17 protein-coding genes are annotated in these 15,152 nt (G+C 40.3%); 13 read left to right on the forward strand and 4 right to left on the reverse strand.

The annotated features are described in order from the left end of the window. The first annotated feature begins 8 nt into the window (after positions 1 to 8). Both MTN97_RS04750 and MTN97_RS04755 read left to right on the forward strand, forming a co-directional pair. The gene (locus MTN97_RS04750; RefSeq protein ID WP_248473798.1) at positions 9 to 662 is read left to right on the forward strand and encodes a glutathione S-transferase family protein; all 654 of its coding nucleotides are present in this window, start codon (positions 9 to 11) and stop codon (positions 660 to 662) included. Between the two features lie 40 nt (positions 663 to 702). Then, positions 703 to 1,155: a low molecular weight protein-tyrosine-phosphatase gene (locus MTN97_RS04755; RefSeq protein ID WP_248473799.1), complete on the forward strand. Its 453-nt coding sequence runs from the start codon at positions 703 to 705 to the stop codon at positions 1,153 to 1,155. A 40-nt stretch (positions 1,156 to 1,195) separates the two neighbouring features. Here the strand turns inward: MTN97_RS04755 and MTN97_RS04760 are convergent, their stop codons facing one another. Then, positions 1,196 to 2,293 (reverse strand): TonB family protein, encoded by a 1,098-nt coding sequence (locus MTN97_RS04760; RefSeq protein WP_248473800.1) that lies wholly within the window; start codon positions 2,291 to 2,293, stop codon positions 1,196 to 1,198. A gap of 232 nt (positions 2,294 to 2,525) precedes the next feature. Here MTN97_RS04760 and ribA point away from each other — a divergent pair, with 232 nt between their 5' ends. The 6 genes from ribA to csrA all read left to right on the forward strand — a co-directional run bounded on the left by ribA (position 2,526) and on the right by csrA (position 8,964). Beyond that, positions 2,526 to 3,149 carry a GTP cyclohydrolase II gene (ribA, locus tag MTN97_RS04765; RefSeq protein WP_248473801.1) on the forward strand — a complete coding sequence of 208 codons (624 nt, stop codon included), beginning with the start codon at positions 2,526 to 2,528 and terminating at the stop codon, positions 3,147 to 3,149. A 448-nt stretch (positions 3,150 to 3,597) separates the two neighbouring features. Then, positions 3,598 to 4,386 (forward strand): BPSS1780 family membrane protein, encoded by a 789-nt coding sequence (locus tag MTN97_RS04770; protein ID WP_248473802.1) that lies wholly within the window; start codon positions 3,598 to 3,600, stop codon positions 4,384 to 4,386. Next, positions 4,386 to 4,838 carry a regulatory protein RecX gene (locus MTN97_RS04775; RefSeq protein ID WP_069439196.1) on the forward strand — a complete coding sequence of 151 codons (453 nt, stop codon included), beginning with the start codon at positions 4,386 to 4,388 and terminating at the stop codon, positions 4,836 to 4,838. The genes MTN97_RS04770 and MTN97_RS04775 overlap by 1 nt, the downstream gene beginning before the upstream one ends. 19 nt (positions 4,839 to 4,857) lie before the next feature. Beyond that, positions 4,858 to 7,458: an alanine--tRNA ligase gene (gene alaS / locus MTN97_RS04780; RefSeq protein WP_138627320.1), complete on the forward strand. Its 2,601-nt coding sequence runs from the start codon at positions 4,858 to 4,860 to the stop codon at positions 7,456 to 7,458. A gap of 6 nt (positions 7,459 to 7,464) precedes the next feature. Continuing rightward, complete coding sequence (locus MTN97_RS04785; RefSeq protein WP_036980100.1) at positions 7,465 to 8,682, forward strand: aspartate kinase; 1,218 nt, start codon at positions 7,465 to 7,467, stop codon at positions 8,680 to 8,682. 90 nt (positions 8,683 to 8,772) lie between these two features. Next, positions 8,773 to 8,964 (forward strand): carbon storage regulator CsrA, encoded by a 192-nt coding sequence (gene csrA / locus MTN97_RS04790; RefSeq protein WP_004587515.1) that lies wholly within the window; start codon positions 8,773 to 8,775, stop codon positions 8,962 to 8,964. 55 nt (positions 8,965 to 9,019) lie between these two features. Here the strand turns inward: csrA and MTN97_RS04795 are convergent, their stop codons facing one another. The 3 genes from MTN97_RS04795 to MTN97_RS04805 all read right to left on the reverse strand — a co-directional run bounded on the left by MTN97_RS04795 (position 9,020) and on the right by MTN97_RS04805 (position 10,071). Then, positions 9,020 to 9,487 carry a YcxB family protein gene (locus tag MTN97_RS04795; RefSeq protein WP_008115132.1) on the reverse strand — a complete coding sequence of 156 codons (468 nt, stop codon included), beginning with the start codon at positions 9,485 to 9,487 and terminating at the stop codon, positions 9,020 to 9,022. A 172-nt stretch (positions 9,488 to 9,659) separates the two neighbouring features. After that, entirely contained in the window at positions 9,660 to 9,851 is a 192-nt protein-coding gene (locus MTN97_RS04800) for a hypothetical protein (RefSeq protein ID WP_013464127.1), read from the reverse strand. Between the two features lie 46 nt (positions 9,852 to 9,897). Next, positions 9,898 to 10,071 carry a DUF1328 family protein gene (locus MTN97_RS04805; protein WP_036980098.1) on the reverse strand — a complete coding sequence of 58 codons (174 nt, stop codon included), beginning with the start codon at positions 10,069 to 10,071 and terminating at the stop codon, positions 9,898 to 9,900. A 522-nt stretch (positions 10,072 to 10,593) separates the two neighbouring features. On the opposite strand from MTN97_RS04805, the gene MTN97_RS04810 reads away from it, so the two are divergent. From MTN97_RS04810 to MTN97_RS04830, 5 genes are all read left to right on the forward strand, one after another. Beyond that, positions 10,594 to 10,839 carry an OadG family protein gene (locus MTN97_RS04810; RefSeq protein ID WP_013464128.1) on the forward strand — a complete coding sequence of 82 codons (246 nt, stop codon included), beginning with the start codon at positions 10,594 to 10,596 and terminating at the stop codon, positions 10,837 to 10,839. 12 nt (positions 10,840 to 10,851) lie between these two features. Then, positions 10,852 to 12,633, forward strand: a complete 1,782-nt coding sequence (gene oadA / locus MTN97_RS04815) for a sodium-extruding oxaloacetate decarboxylase subunit alpha (RefSeq protein ID WP_016900617.1) — start codon at positions 10,852 to 10,854, stop codon at positions 12,631 to 12,633. A gap of 14 nt (positions 12,634 to 12,647) precedes the next feature. Beyond that, positions 12,648 to 13,778: a sodium ion-translocating decarboxylase subunit beta gene (locus tag MTN97_RS04820; RefSeq protein ID WP_013464130.1), complete on the forward strand. Its 1,131-nt coding sequence runs from the start codon at positions 12,648 to 12,650 to the stop codon at positions 13,776 to 13,778. A 136-nt stretch (positions 13,779 to 13,914) separates the two neighbouring features. Beyond that, positions 13,915 to 14,886: an aldo/keto reductase family oxidoreductase gene (locus MTN97_RS04825; RefSeq protein WP_248473803.1), complete on the forward strand. Its 972-nt coding sequence runs from the start codon at positions 13,915 to 13,917 to the stop codon at positions 14,884 to 14,886. Between the two features lie 56 nt (positions 14,887 to 14,942). After that, entirely contained in the window at positions 14,943 to 15,119 is a 177-nt protein-coding gene (locus tag MTN97_RS04830) for a hypothetical protein (protein WP_171034712.1), read from the forward strand. The last annotated feature ends 33 nt before the right edge of the window (positions 15,120 to 15,152 follow it).

The raw sequence follows: 15,152 nt of genomic DNA on the forward strand, positions 1-15,152 counted from the left end.
GAATCACAATGAGCATAATTCTCTATGGTGTCCCGCTTTCTCCCTATGTACGTAAAGTACGTGTATGTTTAGTGCTTAAGCAACTGGACTATAAACTCGAAATAGTCTCGCCGTTTAATCAGCCTGACTGGTTTTTAGAAATTAACCCGTTGGGGCGTATTCCGGCGCTAAAAGATGGCGAGTTAAGTTTGGCGGATTCTAGCGTTATTTGCCAATATCTTGATGAAAAATACCCTAATTCACCGGCTTTACTCGGTGATACTATAGAGCAACGTGCAGCTGTTCGCTGGTTAGAAAAATACGCAGATTACGAGCTGGCTCCTTTTGCAACATTTACGGTATTTCAGCAGCGTATTATTGCTCCTACAATGCAAAAGCAAACCGATGAAGTATTAGTGCAAAGTGCATTAAATGAAAAATTACCGCCTTTATTTGATTATTTAGAAGGTTATTTAGGTAATAACGAATTTTTTGTTGGTAACAGCTTAACTCTTGCCGACATTGCAGTGAGCTGCCAGTTAATGAATATGGAGCATGGCGGTGAGCAACTTGATAAGTCGCGCTGGCCTAAGCTTGCTGCTTTACATTGCCGTGTAAAACAGGGGACCGCTATGCAGAGCATGCTTGAAGGCGAACAAAAAATATTAGCCTCATTAAAATAACGTTTATCACTGATTTTTTGCAAAGCTTAGGGAGCCATAAGTGAAAAAAGTACTGATTGTTTGTTTGGGTAATATTTGTCGATCTCCGACGGCTGAGGCGGTATTAAAAGCTCGCGCTAAAGAGTTAGGTATTGATCTGCTAGTGGACTCGGCAGGGACTATTGGACACCATGAAGGTAATCCGCCAGATAAACGCTCTCTGCAGGCTGGTGAAAAACGTGGTTATAGTTTTAAAGGTATTTTTTCGCGCAAGGTGCGTAGTAGTGATTTTAGCGAGTTTGATTTAATTTTAGCAGCCGATACGCAAAACCTCGCAGATTTAACTGCACGTTGCCCTGAACATTTGCAGTACAAGCTTGCGTTGTTTTTAGAGTATGGCGAGCAAACACAAAGCGCAATTCCCGATCCTTACTATGGCGGTGATGATGGCTTTGAAAAGGTACTTGATTTAATAGAGGCCGCCAGCGACAACATTTTAGCTAAGTTAAAGTAGAATAAACTAAAAAGGCGCTCAACGTGCCTTTGGTATGTTATTAACGGTTTACTTTAAAGTCGAGCTGTACTTTGGAAGTTGCTGCAACGGCTTTTCCATGTTCAAACTTAGGTGCATAACGCCATTGTGCTAATGCTTCTACTGCCGATTTTTCAAAGGCCACGCCACCTTCAGAACTAAGTACTTGCGGATTTTTTACAAAGCCAGACTCATCCACTTCAAACTCCATAACGACTTTTCCATCTTTACGAAAGCGCGCTTTATTTTTAGGGTATTTGGGATTTACGCGGTATAGCGGCGTTTGTTCTTGGCTTTCTTTCCACGGCACCATTTTAGCAATCGCGATGCAGTGTTTGGTGGCTTCATCACTTTTGCCTTGTTTTTCATACAAGCCAATTAATCTTGAATGTGCGGTAAGCTCGGCGCTGTGATCGTAACTTAAGTTTTCATCAAAGACCTTTACTACACGATTAAGCCGTTCAATTGCTTGGTCGTATCTTTTTCTACCCTCAGCAAACGACGCCATTAAAAAGTCAGCTTTTATTTGTTCAACTGAGTTTTTAGGTAAGTTAGCCTGGTAATACTCATCGGCCTCTTCCAAGTAGTTTTTAGCTTCACGGTATTTTTCGTAGCTGAATTTATTGGCTAATATGGTTGCCGCTTCTAATTTCATATCGGCCAAAAATTTAGGTCTATTTTCTGTATTTGCTATTGCAATTACTTGCTCTAAATAATAGTCCGCTTTTTGAGCTGAGGGGGCAAAATTAGCCATACCAACTAAAGAATCAACGGTTTCTAACGATTGGTTACCATGGTTGTTAACTAAAATAGTGTAGGCTTGTTGATATAGTGAAAAACGTTTTTCAATCCATTTTTTTCCATAGCCATTAATTGATTTTGCATAGTTAATCGCTAAGTTTGCGGTGTTATCTGAATTATCACCGTAAACAGCTTTACCTGATGTGTAAGCCTGCTCCGCGGCTTGTTGCACATTTTCTTTGGTTTTAATCGCATTTAAATAATTTTGATACGCGTCGTTGAAAATGGTTTGAGCGTTATTTGCTTGCTCGGCAAATGACGTGGTGCTTAATAAAGATAAACTTAAGCCCATCAGTAATGCAAGTTTGTTTAGTTTCATAATGATCCCTATTATTTGTCGATAACAAATTAGCAAATCCTTATGTATATGTCATCACTTTAGGTAAATCAAGGTAAACGCTCGCTAGTAATATATTTGCGGTTAAAGATTGAAAATAGTCGCTACCGTCGCCATATATTTGCCATAAACAGTCTTGTACTACGGTGTATTTAACCTATTTTGTGATATTATCACTTTATCGGGTCGTAGTTTTTTAATATTTGGATTGGTCGTGGCGCAAGTAAGAGCAAGAGTCCAGCTTAATGTTGGCAAAAATAGTGATATTCCTGCAGAAATTATCTCGTTTAGTGGCTTAAAAGATGGCCAAGAGCATGTTGCTATAGTGTTTAATAACGCCGATACCGAGCAAGGTGTTCCGCTTATTCGTATGCATTCTGAATGCTTAACCGGTGATGTGTTTCACTCGTCACGTTGTGATTGCGGTGAGCAGTTAAATGAGTGTATTGAAATGATGCACGAACAAGGCGGTATTTTACTTTATTTACGCCAAGAAGGGCGTGGTATTGGTTTATATAATAAAATTGATGCGTATGTACTGCAGTCACAAGGTATGAACACTTACGAGGCCAACAATCATTTGGGCTTTGCTGATGATTTACGTGATTTTTCGGATGCTGTATTAATGCTCAATGCGCTCAATTTAAAGCATGTAAAATTAATGACTAACAATCCTAAAAAGCTTAACGCATTAAAAGATGCTGGCATAGAGGTGGACTCTGTTGTGGGCACTCATGCACACATTAAAGCAGGGCTTTCAGGTAACAAGGCGTATTTAGAGACTAAAATTAAGCATGGCTCTCATATGCTAGATATTAAGAAAATTAAAAAAACTTAGGGTCTGTTGACCTTTTAAGGTTAAATTTGCAGCAGTCTGTTTGGTATTTAGGCAAGGCAGAGCCTATGTGGTGTGGTTATTCCCCATAAATAGGCGATAACGCAGCATCAATGCCAAACAGGCGCTGCCCGAAGGGTTCTGCCTAGGGGTGATTTACTCTTTGTTGCCTACATGGATGTAGGTAAGGGGCGTGAGCAGGACGCGGAAGCTTTGCTCGGTTTTTACTTATTCTTACATGGATGTAAGCCAGTAGAATAACGCAGGAGCAGTTATCGAGCCCACTAGGTTACAAACCTCGCGCCGTGATTAAACCGCTCCTAGTTTGAACAAATTTTAATCCGCAAAGGGCAACAGACCCTAATATTAACGGCATTTATCGCCGCCACCTCTGTAATACCAACCAATGCCGAGTTATACTCGGCGTGTTTTGTTTTAATTAAGAGCAAGTATGTCTACACAATTACGAATTTTTAAAGCGGATGCGGCATTAAAATGGTTTAAAGCGGGTTGGCTAATTTTTAAAACTCAGCCATTAACCTTTATCTTTATGCACTTGTTTATTGGCATTGTTGGCTTGTTGTCTTTATTTTTGCCGTTATTACAAATAGCTGCAGCATTGGCTACACCATTTTTAACCGCTGGTTTTTATCAAGCCGTGCTTACCAAGCAGCAAGGCGGAAAAATTATGTTAGCCGACATTTTGAAGCCCTTTTCAGCCAAAGGAAATCGCTTAGGCTTATTTCGCTTAGCGCTTTATCAAATGGGTGCCGGTATTTTAATTGCGCTGCTCGCCAATGGTTTATTTGCCGATGCGATGGCGGTTATGACGCAGCCTGACTTAGATCCTAATACAGCAATTAGCCAAATGCTTAAGAGTATTTCGTTTGCCAATGTGGCACTGTTTTTAATTGCGCTGTCGATATACTTTACTTCGTTTGCCTATGCGGTACCGCTGGTTTACTTTAATAAAGAACAACGTATTTTAAATGCCTTAAAAAGTTCGTTTATGGTGTTTTATTATAATATTTTACCACTGAGTGTTTATGGTATTATTTGCGCATTATTAATGGTGTTGTCGATGTTCTTATCGCTACTACCGCTGTTGATTTTAATGCCAATTTGCTACATTAGTTTCTTTGTATCTTATCAGGCTATTTTTATGCCCGTTGTGCCACCAAGTGATGACAGTAACATTAAGCCTTTAAGTAGCGAGCAAAGCGGACGCTTTGACGCTTAATGGATGATACGTTAAAACAAAAGTTAAAAAACTATGTGCTTTGGTTGCTTGGTCGGCAAGAGTATTCGCGCCGTGAGTTAACCCAAAAGTTACAGCAAAGAGAAGCAACCGACGAGTTCATAGAAAACCTGCTTGATTGGTGTGAAAAGCACAATTTTATTAACGAGCAGCGTTACTGTGAAGGGTTTGTAAGAAAACACATATTTAAATGCCATGGCTTAAAGCGAATTCAAAGTGAGGCCATGAGTAAAGGGATTAATAGAGCACTGCTTGAAACAGTGATTGAAGAGCTGGAAATAGATTGGTTTGAGCTCGCGCAGGAAGCGTACAACAAAAAATATTCAACGACACCGGCAAACCTCGAGTACAAAGAAAAAGCTAAGCGCGTGCGCTACTTAATGTATCGAGGATTTAGCTATGATCAAATAAATTTTGCAATGCAAGCACAGTAAATACAGGTGAGACTTTCACATGCAGCACATGACTACCGCACAAATTAGGCAACAGTTTTTAGACTTTTTTGCCAGCAAGCAACACCAAGTTGTTCCTTCTAGTTCGCTCATACCGGGTAACGATGCCACGTTGTTATTTAATAATGCCGGTATGGTGCAATTTAAAGATGTATTTTTAGGCGCTGAAAGCCGCCCTTACACACGCGCAACTAGTTCGCAGCGTTGTGTGCGCGCTGGTGGTAAACATAACGATTTAGAAAACGTAGGTTACACAGCACGTCATCATACCTTTTTTGAAATGCTAGGTAATTTCAGCTTTGGTGATTACTTTAAGCAAGATGCAATTAAATTTGCGTGGGAGTTTTTAACTGAGGTTGTAAAACTACCAAAAGAAAAGCTGTTAGTAACTATTTATCATGATGACGAAGAAGCCTTTGGCTACTGGGCTAACGATATAGGCTTACCTGAAGATCGTATTATTCGTATTGCAACGAGCGATAACTTTTGGTCTATGGGTGATACCGGTCCTTGTGGTCCATGTTCTGAAATATTTTATGATCATGGCGAGCATATTTGGGGCGGTCCTCCTGGCACACCTGAAGAAGATGGTGACCGTTTCATTGAAATTTGGAACTTAGTATTTATGCAATACAACCGTCAAAGCGACGGAACTATGCTGCCACTTCCTAAGCAATCTGTTGATACTGGTATGGGCCTTGAGCGTATTTCAGCTATTTTACAAGGTGTGCATTCAAACTACGAAATCGACTTATTCCAAGGCTTAATTGCGGCCGCTGCAAGCGTTACTAATGCACAAGATATGGATGATAAATCGCTTCGCGTGGTAGCAGATCATATTCGTTCGTGTGCGTTTTTAATTTCAGATGGGGTTATGCCATCAAATGAAGGCCGTGGTTATGTATTGCGTCGTATTATTCGTCGTGCAGTACGTCACGGTAATAAGTTAGGTGCTAAAGGCGCGTTTTTCTATAAATTGGTTGCTGCACTTATTGAGCAAATGGGTCAAGCGTACCCAGAACTTGCTAAGCAACAAGAAATTATTGAAAAAGTACTGCGTATTGAAGAAGAGCAGTTTGGTAAAACGCTTGAGCGTGGTTTAGCTATTTTAGAAGAAAGCTTGAGTGATTTAACCGGGGATGTGATCCCAGGTGATTTAGTATTTAAACTTTACGATACCTATGGTTTCCCTGCCGATTTAACAGCCGATGTAGCGCGAGAGCGCCAAATGACCATTGACCATCAAGGTTTTGAAGCATGTATGGCAGTGCAACGTAAAACAGCACAGCAAGCAGGCAAATTTGGTGCAGATTATAATGAGCAATTAAAATCAGATAAGCACACTGATTTTAAAGGCTATGATAGTAATCATTACCGTGGCACTGTGGTAGAAATTTTTGCCGGTGGCGAATCGGTATCGTTATTAGAAGATGGTCAGCAAGGTATTATTGTTTTAGACCGTACTCCGTTTTACGCTGAATCAGGCGGCCAAATTGGTGATAGCGGAACAATTACTGTTGCCGGTGGTGAGTTTAATGTAACGAATACCACTAAATTGGGTAATGCTTTTGCTCATCATGGAACAGTTCAAGGACGTATTGGCGTTAACGATAAAGTGGATGCGACCATTGACGATGCGCGTCGTGAAAGCATTAAGAAAAACCACACCGCTACACATATTTTGCATGAAGCACTGCGTCAGCTTTTAGGTGAGCACGTATCGCAAAAAGGCTCACTTGTGCAGCCAGATCGTCTGCGTTTTGACTTCTCTCATTTTGAAGCTGTGACCAAACAAGAACTGCGCGAAATTGAACGTGTAGTAAATGACGAAATTCGTCGTAACTTTGCACTTAATACTGAGCTAATGGCAATTGAAGATGCTAAAGCAAAAGGTGCTATGGCATTGTTTGGCGAAAAGTACGATGACGAAGTACGTGTAGTAAGCATAGGTGATTACTCAATTGAGCTTTGTGGTGGTACACACGTAGAGCGTGCGGGTGATATTGGTTTATTCAAAATTGTATCTGAAAGCGGTATTGCTGCCGGTGTTCGTCGTATTGAAGCGGTAACAGGTGCAGAGGCAATTGCTTATGTAAGCGAGCAAGAGCAACAATTAGCTGATGTTGCAGCGCTTGTAAAAGGTGACAATACGTCAGTGCTTGAAAAAGTAACTGCCTTGCTTGAAAAGTCGAAAGGGCTTGAAAAACAAGTTGCCCAGCTTAACGATAAACTAGCCAGTGCGGCAGGTGCATCGTTACTTGATTCAGTGGTTGAAATTAACGGGGTTAAATTGTTAGTGGCCAACGTTGAGGGCACAGAATCAAAAGCGCTTCGCGGTATGGTTGACGACCTTAAAAATAAAATTGGCTCAGGTGTTATTGCCTTAGGTGTTGCCAGCGGCGACAAAGTAAGCCTAATTGCGGGTGTAACTAAAGACTTAACTGGCAAAGTAAAAGCGGGTGAGTTAGTTAATCACATGGCAGGCCAAGTCGGTGGTAAAGGCGGCGGTCGTCCAGATATGGCGCAAGCGGGTGGTTCTGAGCCACAAAATTTAACAGCAGCACTTGATAGCGTAACAGCTTGGTTAACTGAGCGTACTTAAGCTTAAGTGGCACTTATAGTTCAAAAATTTGGCGGCACTTCGGTAGGCTCAATAGAGCGTATTGAAGCGGTCGCCGACCTTGTTGTTAAAACTAAGCAACAAGGCCACCAAGTGGTTGTGGTGCTTTCGGCAATGTCGGGAGAAACCAATCGCTTAATTAATCTTGCCAAACAAATCGACTCTCGCCCGAGTAGTCGTGAACTCGATGTATTACTGAGTACCGGTGAACAAGTCTCTATAGCTTTATTAGCGATGGCGATTATTAAACGCGGTCATTCTGCGGTAAGCTTGTTAGCCGATCAGGTGAATATATTAACCGATAACATGTTCGGTAAAGCCCGTGTAGAAGACGTGGCTGCAACGCGTTTAAAACATGAGCTTGAACACAACCGCATTGCTATTATTGCCGGCTTTCAGGGGCGCGATATTGAGGGTAATGTGACCACACTTGGGCGTGGTGGTACCGATACCTCTGCGGTTGAAATAGCGGGTGCAATAAAAGCCGATGAGTGTCAGATCTATACCGATGTTGATGGCGTATATACTACAGATCCGCGTGTGGAACCTAACGCACGACGTTTAAGTCATGTCACCTTTGCCGAAATGCTTGAGCTGGCAAGTTTAGGCGCTAAAGTGTTACATATTCGCTCTGTAGAATCTGCTGGTAAACACAATGTTCCTCTGCGGGTGTTATCTAGCTTTAAACCCGATGAAGGCACGTTAATTAGTTTTGAGGAGTGCGACGTGACAAGCAATGTCGTATCGGGTATTGCATTTAATCGAGATGAGTGCTTAATTAAGGTGCATGGAATGCCGCAAGGCACCAAACATCTTGCAAAAGTTTTGAAACTTTTTGCTGATAATGGCATCGAAATAGATATGATTAATCAAATTAATCATAAAGTTGAAAAAGTCGACTATGTTTTTACTGTGCATTTAAATGATTACTTAAACGCACTTGATTTGTTAACGGCTGAGCAACAGCAATTTGATGCACAGGCAATTGACGGATCGACCAATGTGGCGAAAGTGTCAGCGGTGGGTATGGGGATGAAATCTCATTCCGGGGTAGCGAGCTTATTTTTTGATTCGTTAGCACAAGAAAACATTGATGTGATGTTTGTTGCCACCTCAGAGATTAAAATTTCAGTTTTAATAGATGAAAAATACCTCGAGCTGGCTGTTCGTGCATTACATAAGACATTTTTAACAGAAAATGAATAGATTGAGGGTTTTTACTTACTTTTTAGTCTAATTTTAATTAAAATGTTTGTTCGGAATCTTATAATTTTATTGGAACATGGGAGCAAGAGAATGCTAATACTAACTCGTAGAGTAGGCGAGACCCTGATGATTGGTGACGAAGTAACCGTTACTGTTCTGGGTGTTAAAGGAAATCAAGTTCGTATCGGTGTTAACGCACCTAAAGACGTATCAGTTCATCGTGAAGAAATTTACATGCGCATACAAGCTGAAAAGTCTAACCCTAATCCGGGCAATGCTTAATCAACATAGTATAAAATGTGCTAGTTAATATAACTATGACATTTGTAAAAGCCACTCACTGAGTGGCTTTTTTGTTTATAAAATCAATCGTTTCTTCGTCGAGTATTGCCTTAGAAATGTATTGCATACCGCTTTTACTTTTTAACAATAGTCCACAATCTGTAGTAATAATTTCGTTAATGTCGTGCCAAGCTAACTGGTAATTTTTGTAATGATTGGTTGATTTTATTCCGTCTTCGTCGAAGGTGAGAGTGACTTCAGAACCAGACGCTCTGCTTAGCATTTGCCTGGTAACCCACCATGGGCGGCGATAGTAAAAGGCGATGCATTCGAGTAGGGCTAGCATCAGCAAAAATGTACCTAGGTAATGATCTCCTAAACCATAAATACCAAATAATCCCAATACAACAAGCAGTGCTAATAAAAAATATTTAGGTTGCGCGCGTTTACTATAAGGCAGCGATTGGTCGAAGCATTCATAAAAGTAAGGTTTATCGAGTTTATAGGTTGTCGTAAATACCATGCATCTATACTTAAAAGCTATTTTTTATCATTTTAGCAAGCTATGTGGTAAATGCGCAGCTTAAAAAGAATTAATAGTTCAGAGTTTATAATTAATGGGTAGCAACTTGGCGACTAATACTAAACACAAAAAAAAAGCGACCAAATGGTCGCTTTTAAAAAAGGGGGCTGAATTAGCAATTTGTTTCTTCAGCGTTGACTCCTTCTTTTACTTCTTCACAGGCATCTTCTACTTTATTTTGAACATCTGTCACGGCTTCGTCGATGCGTTCACCGGCTTCTTCTGCATGATTGTCTTCACAACCCATAATAAATGCACTTGCGAATAGGCCAATAGCTGCTGCTTTAAGTGTTGATGATTTCATAATGTAATTCCTTGTATATAAATTTAAAAAGTTCGTTGTTTCTTATCTACTTGGGGCTTTTACCACGTAAAGCGCCAGAGACAAGTGAAATAACCAGTAAAACTATAAAGATAAAAAATATGATCTTAGCAATTCCTGCTGCGGCTCCTGCAATACCACCAAATCCTAAAACGGCTGCGATTAGTGCGATCACCAAAAATGTAATTGTCCAGCGTAACATTGTCATCTCCTTGATTTATCTAAGTGTTAAAGTGTTGTTTTTATATAAGCGAGTAATATGCCAGTATTTTATTTTGTTTTAAATCAATGGTTTAACTTATCTTTTTGAGTTTAGCTTTATATTAGGTTGGTAATTTTTACGGTTTTATCTGTAACTTATTCACAGTGGTGTCTGATGAGATAATAAATAGTTTTTACAGTCGTTATTTTGGTAAGACCAATTAGCATTTACTTTGGCAGTTTTTAGTGGATTAGCTCATTTGGTATATTTTTATGTGTTTTTACAGAATATTAGGGTTTTTATATATTCTTTATTTATAACGAACATTTTTACCATCTATATATATAGGTTAAATAAGCTATTTTAGGTGGTGTTAACCTTATTGGTGATATGTTACTTTTAGATTAATTGGTTTTACCAATTTACAATGTGTAGACAAAAGAGTAGTTTTTGTTACTATTGGTGAATATTTATTTAAATAAACTGACTTTTTATGTATTCAGTTTTGAACAGGGGAGAATTATGGATATAGGGGCTTTGCTTACAACTGCAGGCAATTTAATGCTAACCGGTATGGTGGGTGTGTTTGTATTTCTTTCTTTATTGATTGGTGCAGTGACAGTTATGTCTAAGCTGGCTAGCAAATTTTCTCAGCCAGAACTTGAAGTATCACAGAGAACACCATCTTTTAAATCTCAAGGTGTGCCAAATGAGCACATCGCTGCAATTAGTGCTGCCATTGCTCAGTACAAAACAAATAATAATTAGAGGAGCATACCAATGGCTAAATTAAAAATAACAGAACTCGTACTTCGAGACGCCCATCAGTCGCTTTTAGCTACCCGCATGCGATTAGACGACATGTTACCTATTGCAAAAAAAATTGATGACGCAGGTTATTGGTCTATAGAGTCTTGGGGTGGGGCTACCTTTGACTCATGTATTCGTTATTTAGGCGAAGATCCTTGGGAGCGTATTCGCGCGCTTAAAAAGGCGATGCCAAATACACCCCAGCAAATGTTACTTCGCGGTCAAAACTTATTGGGGTATCGCCATTATGCTGATGACGTTGTTGAAAAGTTTGTTGAGCGCGCACACAAAAATGGCGTAGACGTATTTCGCATTTTTGATGCCATGAATGATGTACGTAACTTAGAAACTGCTATAAAAGCGGCGGTTAAGGTAGGCGCGCATGCCCAAGGTACGATTTCTTACACGGTAAGCCCAGTACACACATTGGATATGTGGCTAACACTTGCTAAGCAGCTTGAAGAATTAGGTTGTCATTCAATTTGTATTAAAGATATGGCGGGATTGCTTAAGCCTTACGATGCAGAAAAACTGATTAAAGGCTTAAAAGAAACGGTTTCAATTCCTATTGCCATGCAATGTCATGCAACAACGGGTTTAAGTACAGCAACGTATCAAAAAGCGATTGATGCCGGTATTGATATGCTCGATACGGCTGTATCGTCTATGAGTATGACTTATGGTCATTCAGCAACTGAAACAATTGCTGCAATCGTGGAAGGTACTGAGCGTGATACTGGGCTTGATTTAAACCACCTTGAAGAAATTGCAGCTTACTTTAGAGACGTACGTAAAAAGTACGCTGCGTTTGAAGGCAGTTTAAAAGGTGTTGATGGCCGAATTTTATTAGCCCAAGTGCCAGGTGGTATGTTAACTAACATGGAAAATCAGCTTAAAGAGCAAGGCGCTGCTGATAAGCTAAACGAAGTATTACTTGAAATTCCACGGGTGCGTGAGGATTTGGGCTTTATTCCATTAGTTACACCGACCTCGCAAATTGTTGGTACTCAGGCAGTACTTAATGTGCTTACTGGCGAGCGCTATAAAACCATCACCAAAGAAACCGCTGGCGTATTAAAAGGTGAGTATGGTTCAACACCTGCTCCTATGAATAAAGAGCTACAAGAGCGTGTACTTGATGGCAGCGAAGCAATTACCTGTCGCCCTGCAGATGTGATCAAACCTGAACTTGAAACGCTTGAGGCTGAATTAAGTAAACTTGCGCAAGAGCAAGGCTTAACGCTTGCTGATGAGCAAATTGATGATGTGCTCACGTATGCCTTATTCCCACAAATTGGTTTGAAGTTTATTAAAAACCGTAATAACCCTGACGCATTTGAACCTGTTCCCAGCGCTGATGATAGCTCAAATAAAGCACCTGAAAAATCAGCGGCAAACAATAAAGGCGTTAAGGCTGAGCAATACAGCGTTAAAGTAGATGGCAAAGTATACGATGTCGTGGTTGCTCAAGGCGGTGAGCTTAAAGAGGTGACGCTAAAAGACTCTGAGCATATTCCGCAGTCGGCATCAGTTGCTTCAGGTGAAACTCTTAATGCGCCACTTGCCGGTAATATCTTTAAAATTAAAGTAAAGCCAGGTCAGGTAGTAAATGAAGGCGATGTGGTGATTATTATGGAAGCCATGAAAATGGAAACCGAAGTACGCGCTATGCATACCGGTACAATTGCAGACGTGCTTGTCTCTGAAGGTGATTCAGTGTCAACCGGCGATGCAATGATTGCATTAGCTTAAGGAGTAAATAGAGGATGGATGGTATTTTAAACCTCTGGCATGCCACAGGCATTGCTAACTTTACATTTCCTGGGCTGATCATGATTGCCGTTGGTTGTTTGTTATTATTTTTAGCTATAGTTAAAAACTTTGAGCCGCTACTATTACTGCCCATTGGTTTTGGTGCTATTTTAACTAATATTCCTGTGGCAGGTTTGTCTGACCCTGGTGGCTTACTTTATTATGTTTACTATGTAGGTATTGATACCGGAATTTTTCCGTTATTAATATTTATGGGAGTGGGCGCGCTCACTGACTTTAGTGCGTTAATTGCCAACCCGCGTATGTTGTTATTAGGTGCTGCGGCGCAGTTTGGTATTTTTGCTACCTTATTTGGGGCTATTTTACTTAACTTTATCCCAGGGTTTGAGTTTAGTTTACAAGATGCGTCAGCAATTGCCATTATTGGTGGCGCTGATGGGCCAACCGCTATCTTTTTAGCGTCAAAACTGGCGCCTGATTTATTAGGCGCTATAGCCGTGGCTGCGTACTCATACATGGCGTTGGTTCCTATTATTCAGCCGCCTATCATGCGTGCGTTTACAACGCCTGAAGAGCGTAAAATTCAAATGCCAGAACTGCGTAAAGTATCAAAAAAGGAAAAAATTATTTTTCCGCTGATGGTACTTACTTTAACTGCGCTCTTTTTACCAGCCGCCATTCCACTGGTTGGTATGTTTTGTTTAGGTAACTTAATGCGTGAGTCGGGTGTGGTCGATAGGCTAAGTAACAGTGCTCAAAACGAAATTATTAATATAACCACCATATTTCTAGGACTAGCGGTAGGCTCTAAGCTTGCTGCCGAGCAGTTCTTAACAGTGGAAACCATTGGTATTTTAGTACTGGGCGCAATGGCGTTTGCTATTGGTACGGCCTCAGGTGTATTTATGGCAAAAGGCTTAAATAAAATATCAAAAACCCCAATTAATCCATTAATTGGTGCAGCGGGTGTATCGGCTGTTCCTATGGCGGCTCGTGTAGTTAATAAAGTCGGTCTTGAAAATAACCCGCACAACTTTTTACTGATGCATGCCATGGGGCCTAATGTAGCTGGCGTACTGGGAAGTGCTGTTGCTGCAGGTATTTTATTAGCACTTGTTGGCTAGTAATATTTAATCCAACCATTAGCGCAGTTTACTGCGCTTTTTTTTGCCTAAAATTTAATGTTTTAGATTAAGCGGTTTCTTGTATAGGGTTTTTTGTTTAAAGTAATCACTCTTCATTTTTTTAAAGGGCTGTCAAATGTTACACACACCGCTGGCAAAATATTTACCCAAGGTTAGTAAGCTTGTATTTGGTTGTATGGGTTTAGGAGGTGCTTGGAATAAAGACGCCATTAACAGTGGGCACTTAAAGCAAGCCCATTCATGCATAGACGCAGCATTGGAAAGCGGGATTAACTTTTTTGATCATGCTGATATTTATACTTTAGGCAAAGCTGAGCACGTTTTTGGTAAAGCGTTGGCTGAGCGTCCTGAGCTTAGAGAACAAATGTATATTCAGTCTAAGTGTGGTATTCGCTTTGCTGATGAGAAAAACCCGCAGCGTTATGATTTTTCTGCTGATTGGATTGAGCGTTCTGTTGAGGGCTCACTTAAACGATTAAATACCGACTACTTAGATGTGCTTATGTTGCATCGCCCCGATCCATTAATGGAGGTGGAGGAAGTTGCGCAAATATTTAGCTGTTTAAAAGAAAGTGGCAAAGTGCGTCATTTTGCAGTTTCAAATATGTCTCAACATCAAATAAGGTTTTTGCAGCGCGCTTTAGATATGCCAATTGTGGCAAATCAAATAGAGGCCAGTTTACAAAAACATCAGTGGGTTGATGAGGGCATTTATGTGGGTAATGCCGATGGCAAAGATATTAACTTTACCCCAGGGTGTGTTGAGTATTGTCGTGAGCATGACATTCAAATTCAGAGTTGGGGCAGTTTGTGCCAAGGTTTATACTCAGGCGGTGACCTGTCAAAAGCGTCACAAGCGGATGTAAACACGAGTATTTTAGTTAGTAAGCTTGCTGTTTTATATGGCACAAGTGCAGAAGCTATTGTATTGGCATGGCTACTTCGCCATCCTGCATCGATTCAGCCAATTATAGGCACAACTAATGTAGATCGTATTAAGGCATCGAGTGATGCAATTAATATTAATTTAAGTCGAGAGCATTGGTATGAGTTATATATTAGCGCGAAAGGCTGCGCTTTGCCGTGAGTTAATACCCGTTTCAATATTATTTGAACAAATTGGTATAATACAAAGGTGTTGATATGAATATATTTGTCATTTTAATTAGCTTAGTGATTGCTTTGGTGATCATTATTCCTTTGCTAGAAAAGTACCAAAGTAGAATGGGGCTAGAGGGTGCTACCAAATACAGCAAGTATATTTGGCCATTAGTCATGATATCTTTGGTTGTGCAGCTAATTTACGTACTTGTAAATTAAGATTGAAACTTAAATATCACACACAAAAAAGCC

It is taken from the genome of Pseudoalteromonas sp. 2CM36K, from assembly GCF_023161865.1.
GTDB classification, from domain to species: Bacteria; Pseudomonadota; Gammaproteobacteria; order Enterobacterales; family Alteromonadaceae; genus Pseudoalteromonas; species Pseudoalteromonas tetraodonis.

Bases quoted from the DNA above. Each gene is read 5' to 3' on its own strand.
- MTN97_RS04805 (WP_036980098.1), bottom strand. From the start codon at position 10,071: ATGTTACGCTGGACAATTACATTTTTGGTGATCGCACTAATCGCAGCC.
- MTN97_RS04830 (WP_171034712.1), top strand. From the start codon at position 14,943: ATGAATATATTTGTCATTTTAATTAGCTTAGTGATTGCTTTGGTGATC.
- MTN97_RS04795 (WP_008115132.1), bottom strand. From the start codon at position 9,487: ATGGTATTTACGACAACCTATAAACTCGATAAACCTTACTTTTATGAA.
- MTN97_RS04750 (WP_248473798.1), top strand. From the start codon at position 9: ATGAGCATAATTCTCTATGGTGTCCCGCTTTCTCCCTATGTACGTAAA.
- MTN97_RS04775 (WP_069439196.1), top strand. From the start codon at position 4,386: ATGGATGATACGTTAAAACAAAAGTTAAAAAACTATGTGCTTTGGTTG.
- MTN97_RS04770 (WP_248473802.1), top strand. From the start codon at position 3,598: ATGTCTACACAATTACGAATTTTTAAAGCGGATGCGGCATTAAAATGG.
- MTN97_RS04820 (WP_013464130.1), top strand. From the start codon at position 12,648: ATGGATGGTATTTTAAACCTCTGGCATGCCACAGGCATTGCTAACTTT.
- oadA (WP_016900617.1), top strand. From the start codon at position 10,852: ATGGCTAAATTAAAAATAACAGAACTCGTACTTCGAGACGCCCATCAG.
- MTN97_RS04825 (WP_248473803.1), top strand. From the start codon at position 13,915: ATGTTACACACACCGCTGGCAAAATATTTACCCAAGGTTAGTAAGCTT.
- alaS (WP_138627320.1), top strand. From the start codon at position 4,858: ATGCAGCACATGACTACCGCACAAATTAGGCAACAGTTTTTAGACTTT.
- MTN97_RS04800 (WP_013464127.1), bottom strand. From the start codon at position 9,851: ATGAAATCATCAACACTTAAAGCAGCAGCTATTGGCCTATTCGCAAGT.
- MTN97_RS04760 (WP_248473800.1), bottom strand. From the start codon at position 2,293: ATGAAACTAAACAAACTTGCATTACTGATGGGCTTAAGTTTATCTTTA.
- MTN97_RS04810 (WP_013464128.1), top strand. From the start codon at position 10,594: ATGGATATAGGGGCTTTGCTTACAACTGCAGGCAATTTAATGCTAACC.
- csrA (WP_004587515.1), top strand. From the start codon at position 8,773: ATGCTAATACTAACTCGTAGAGTAGGCGAGACCCTGATGATTGGTGAC.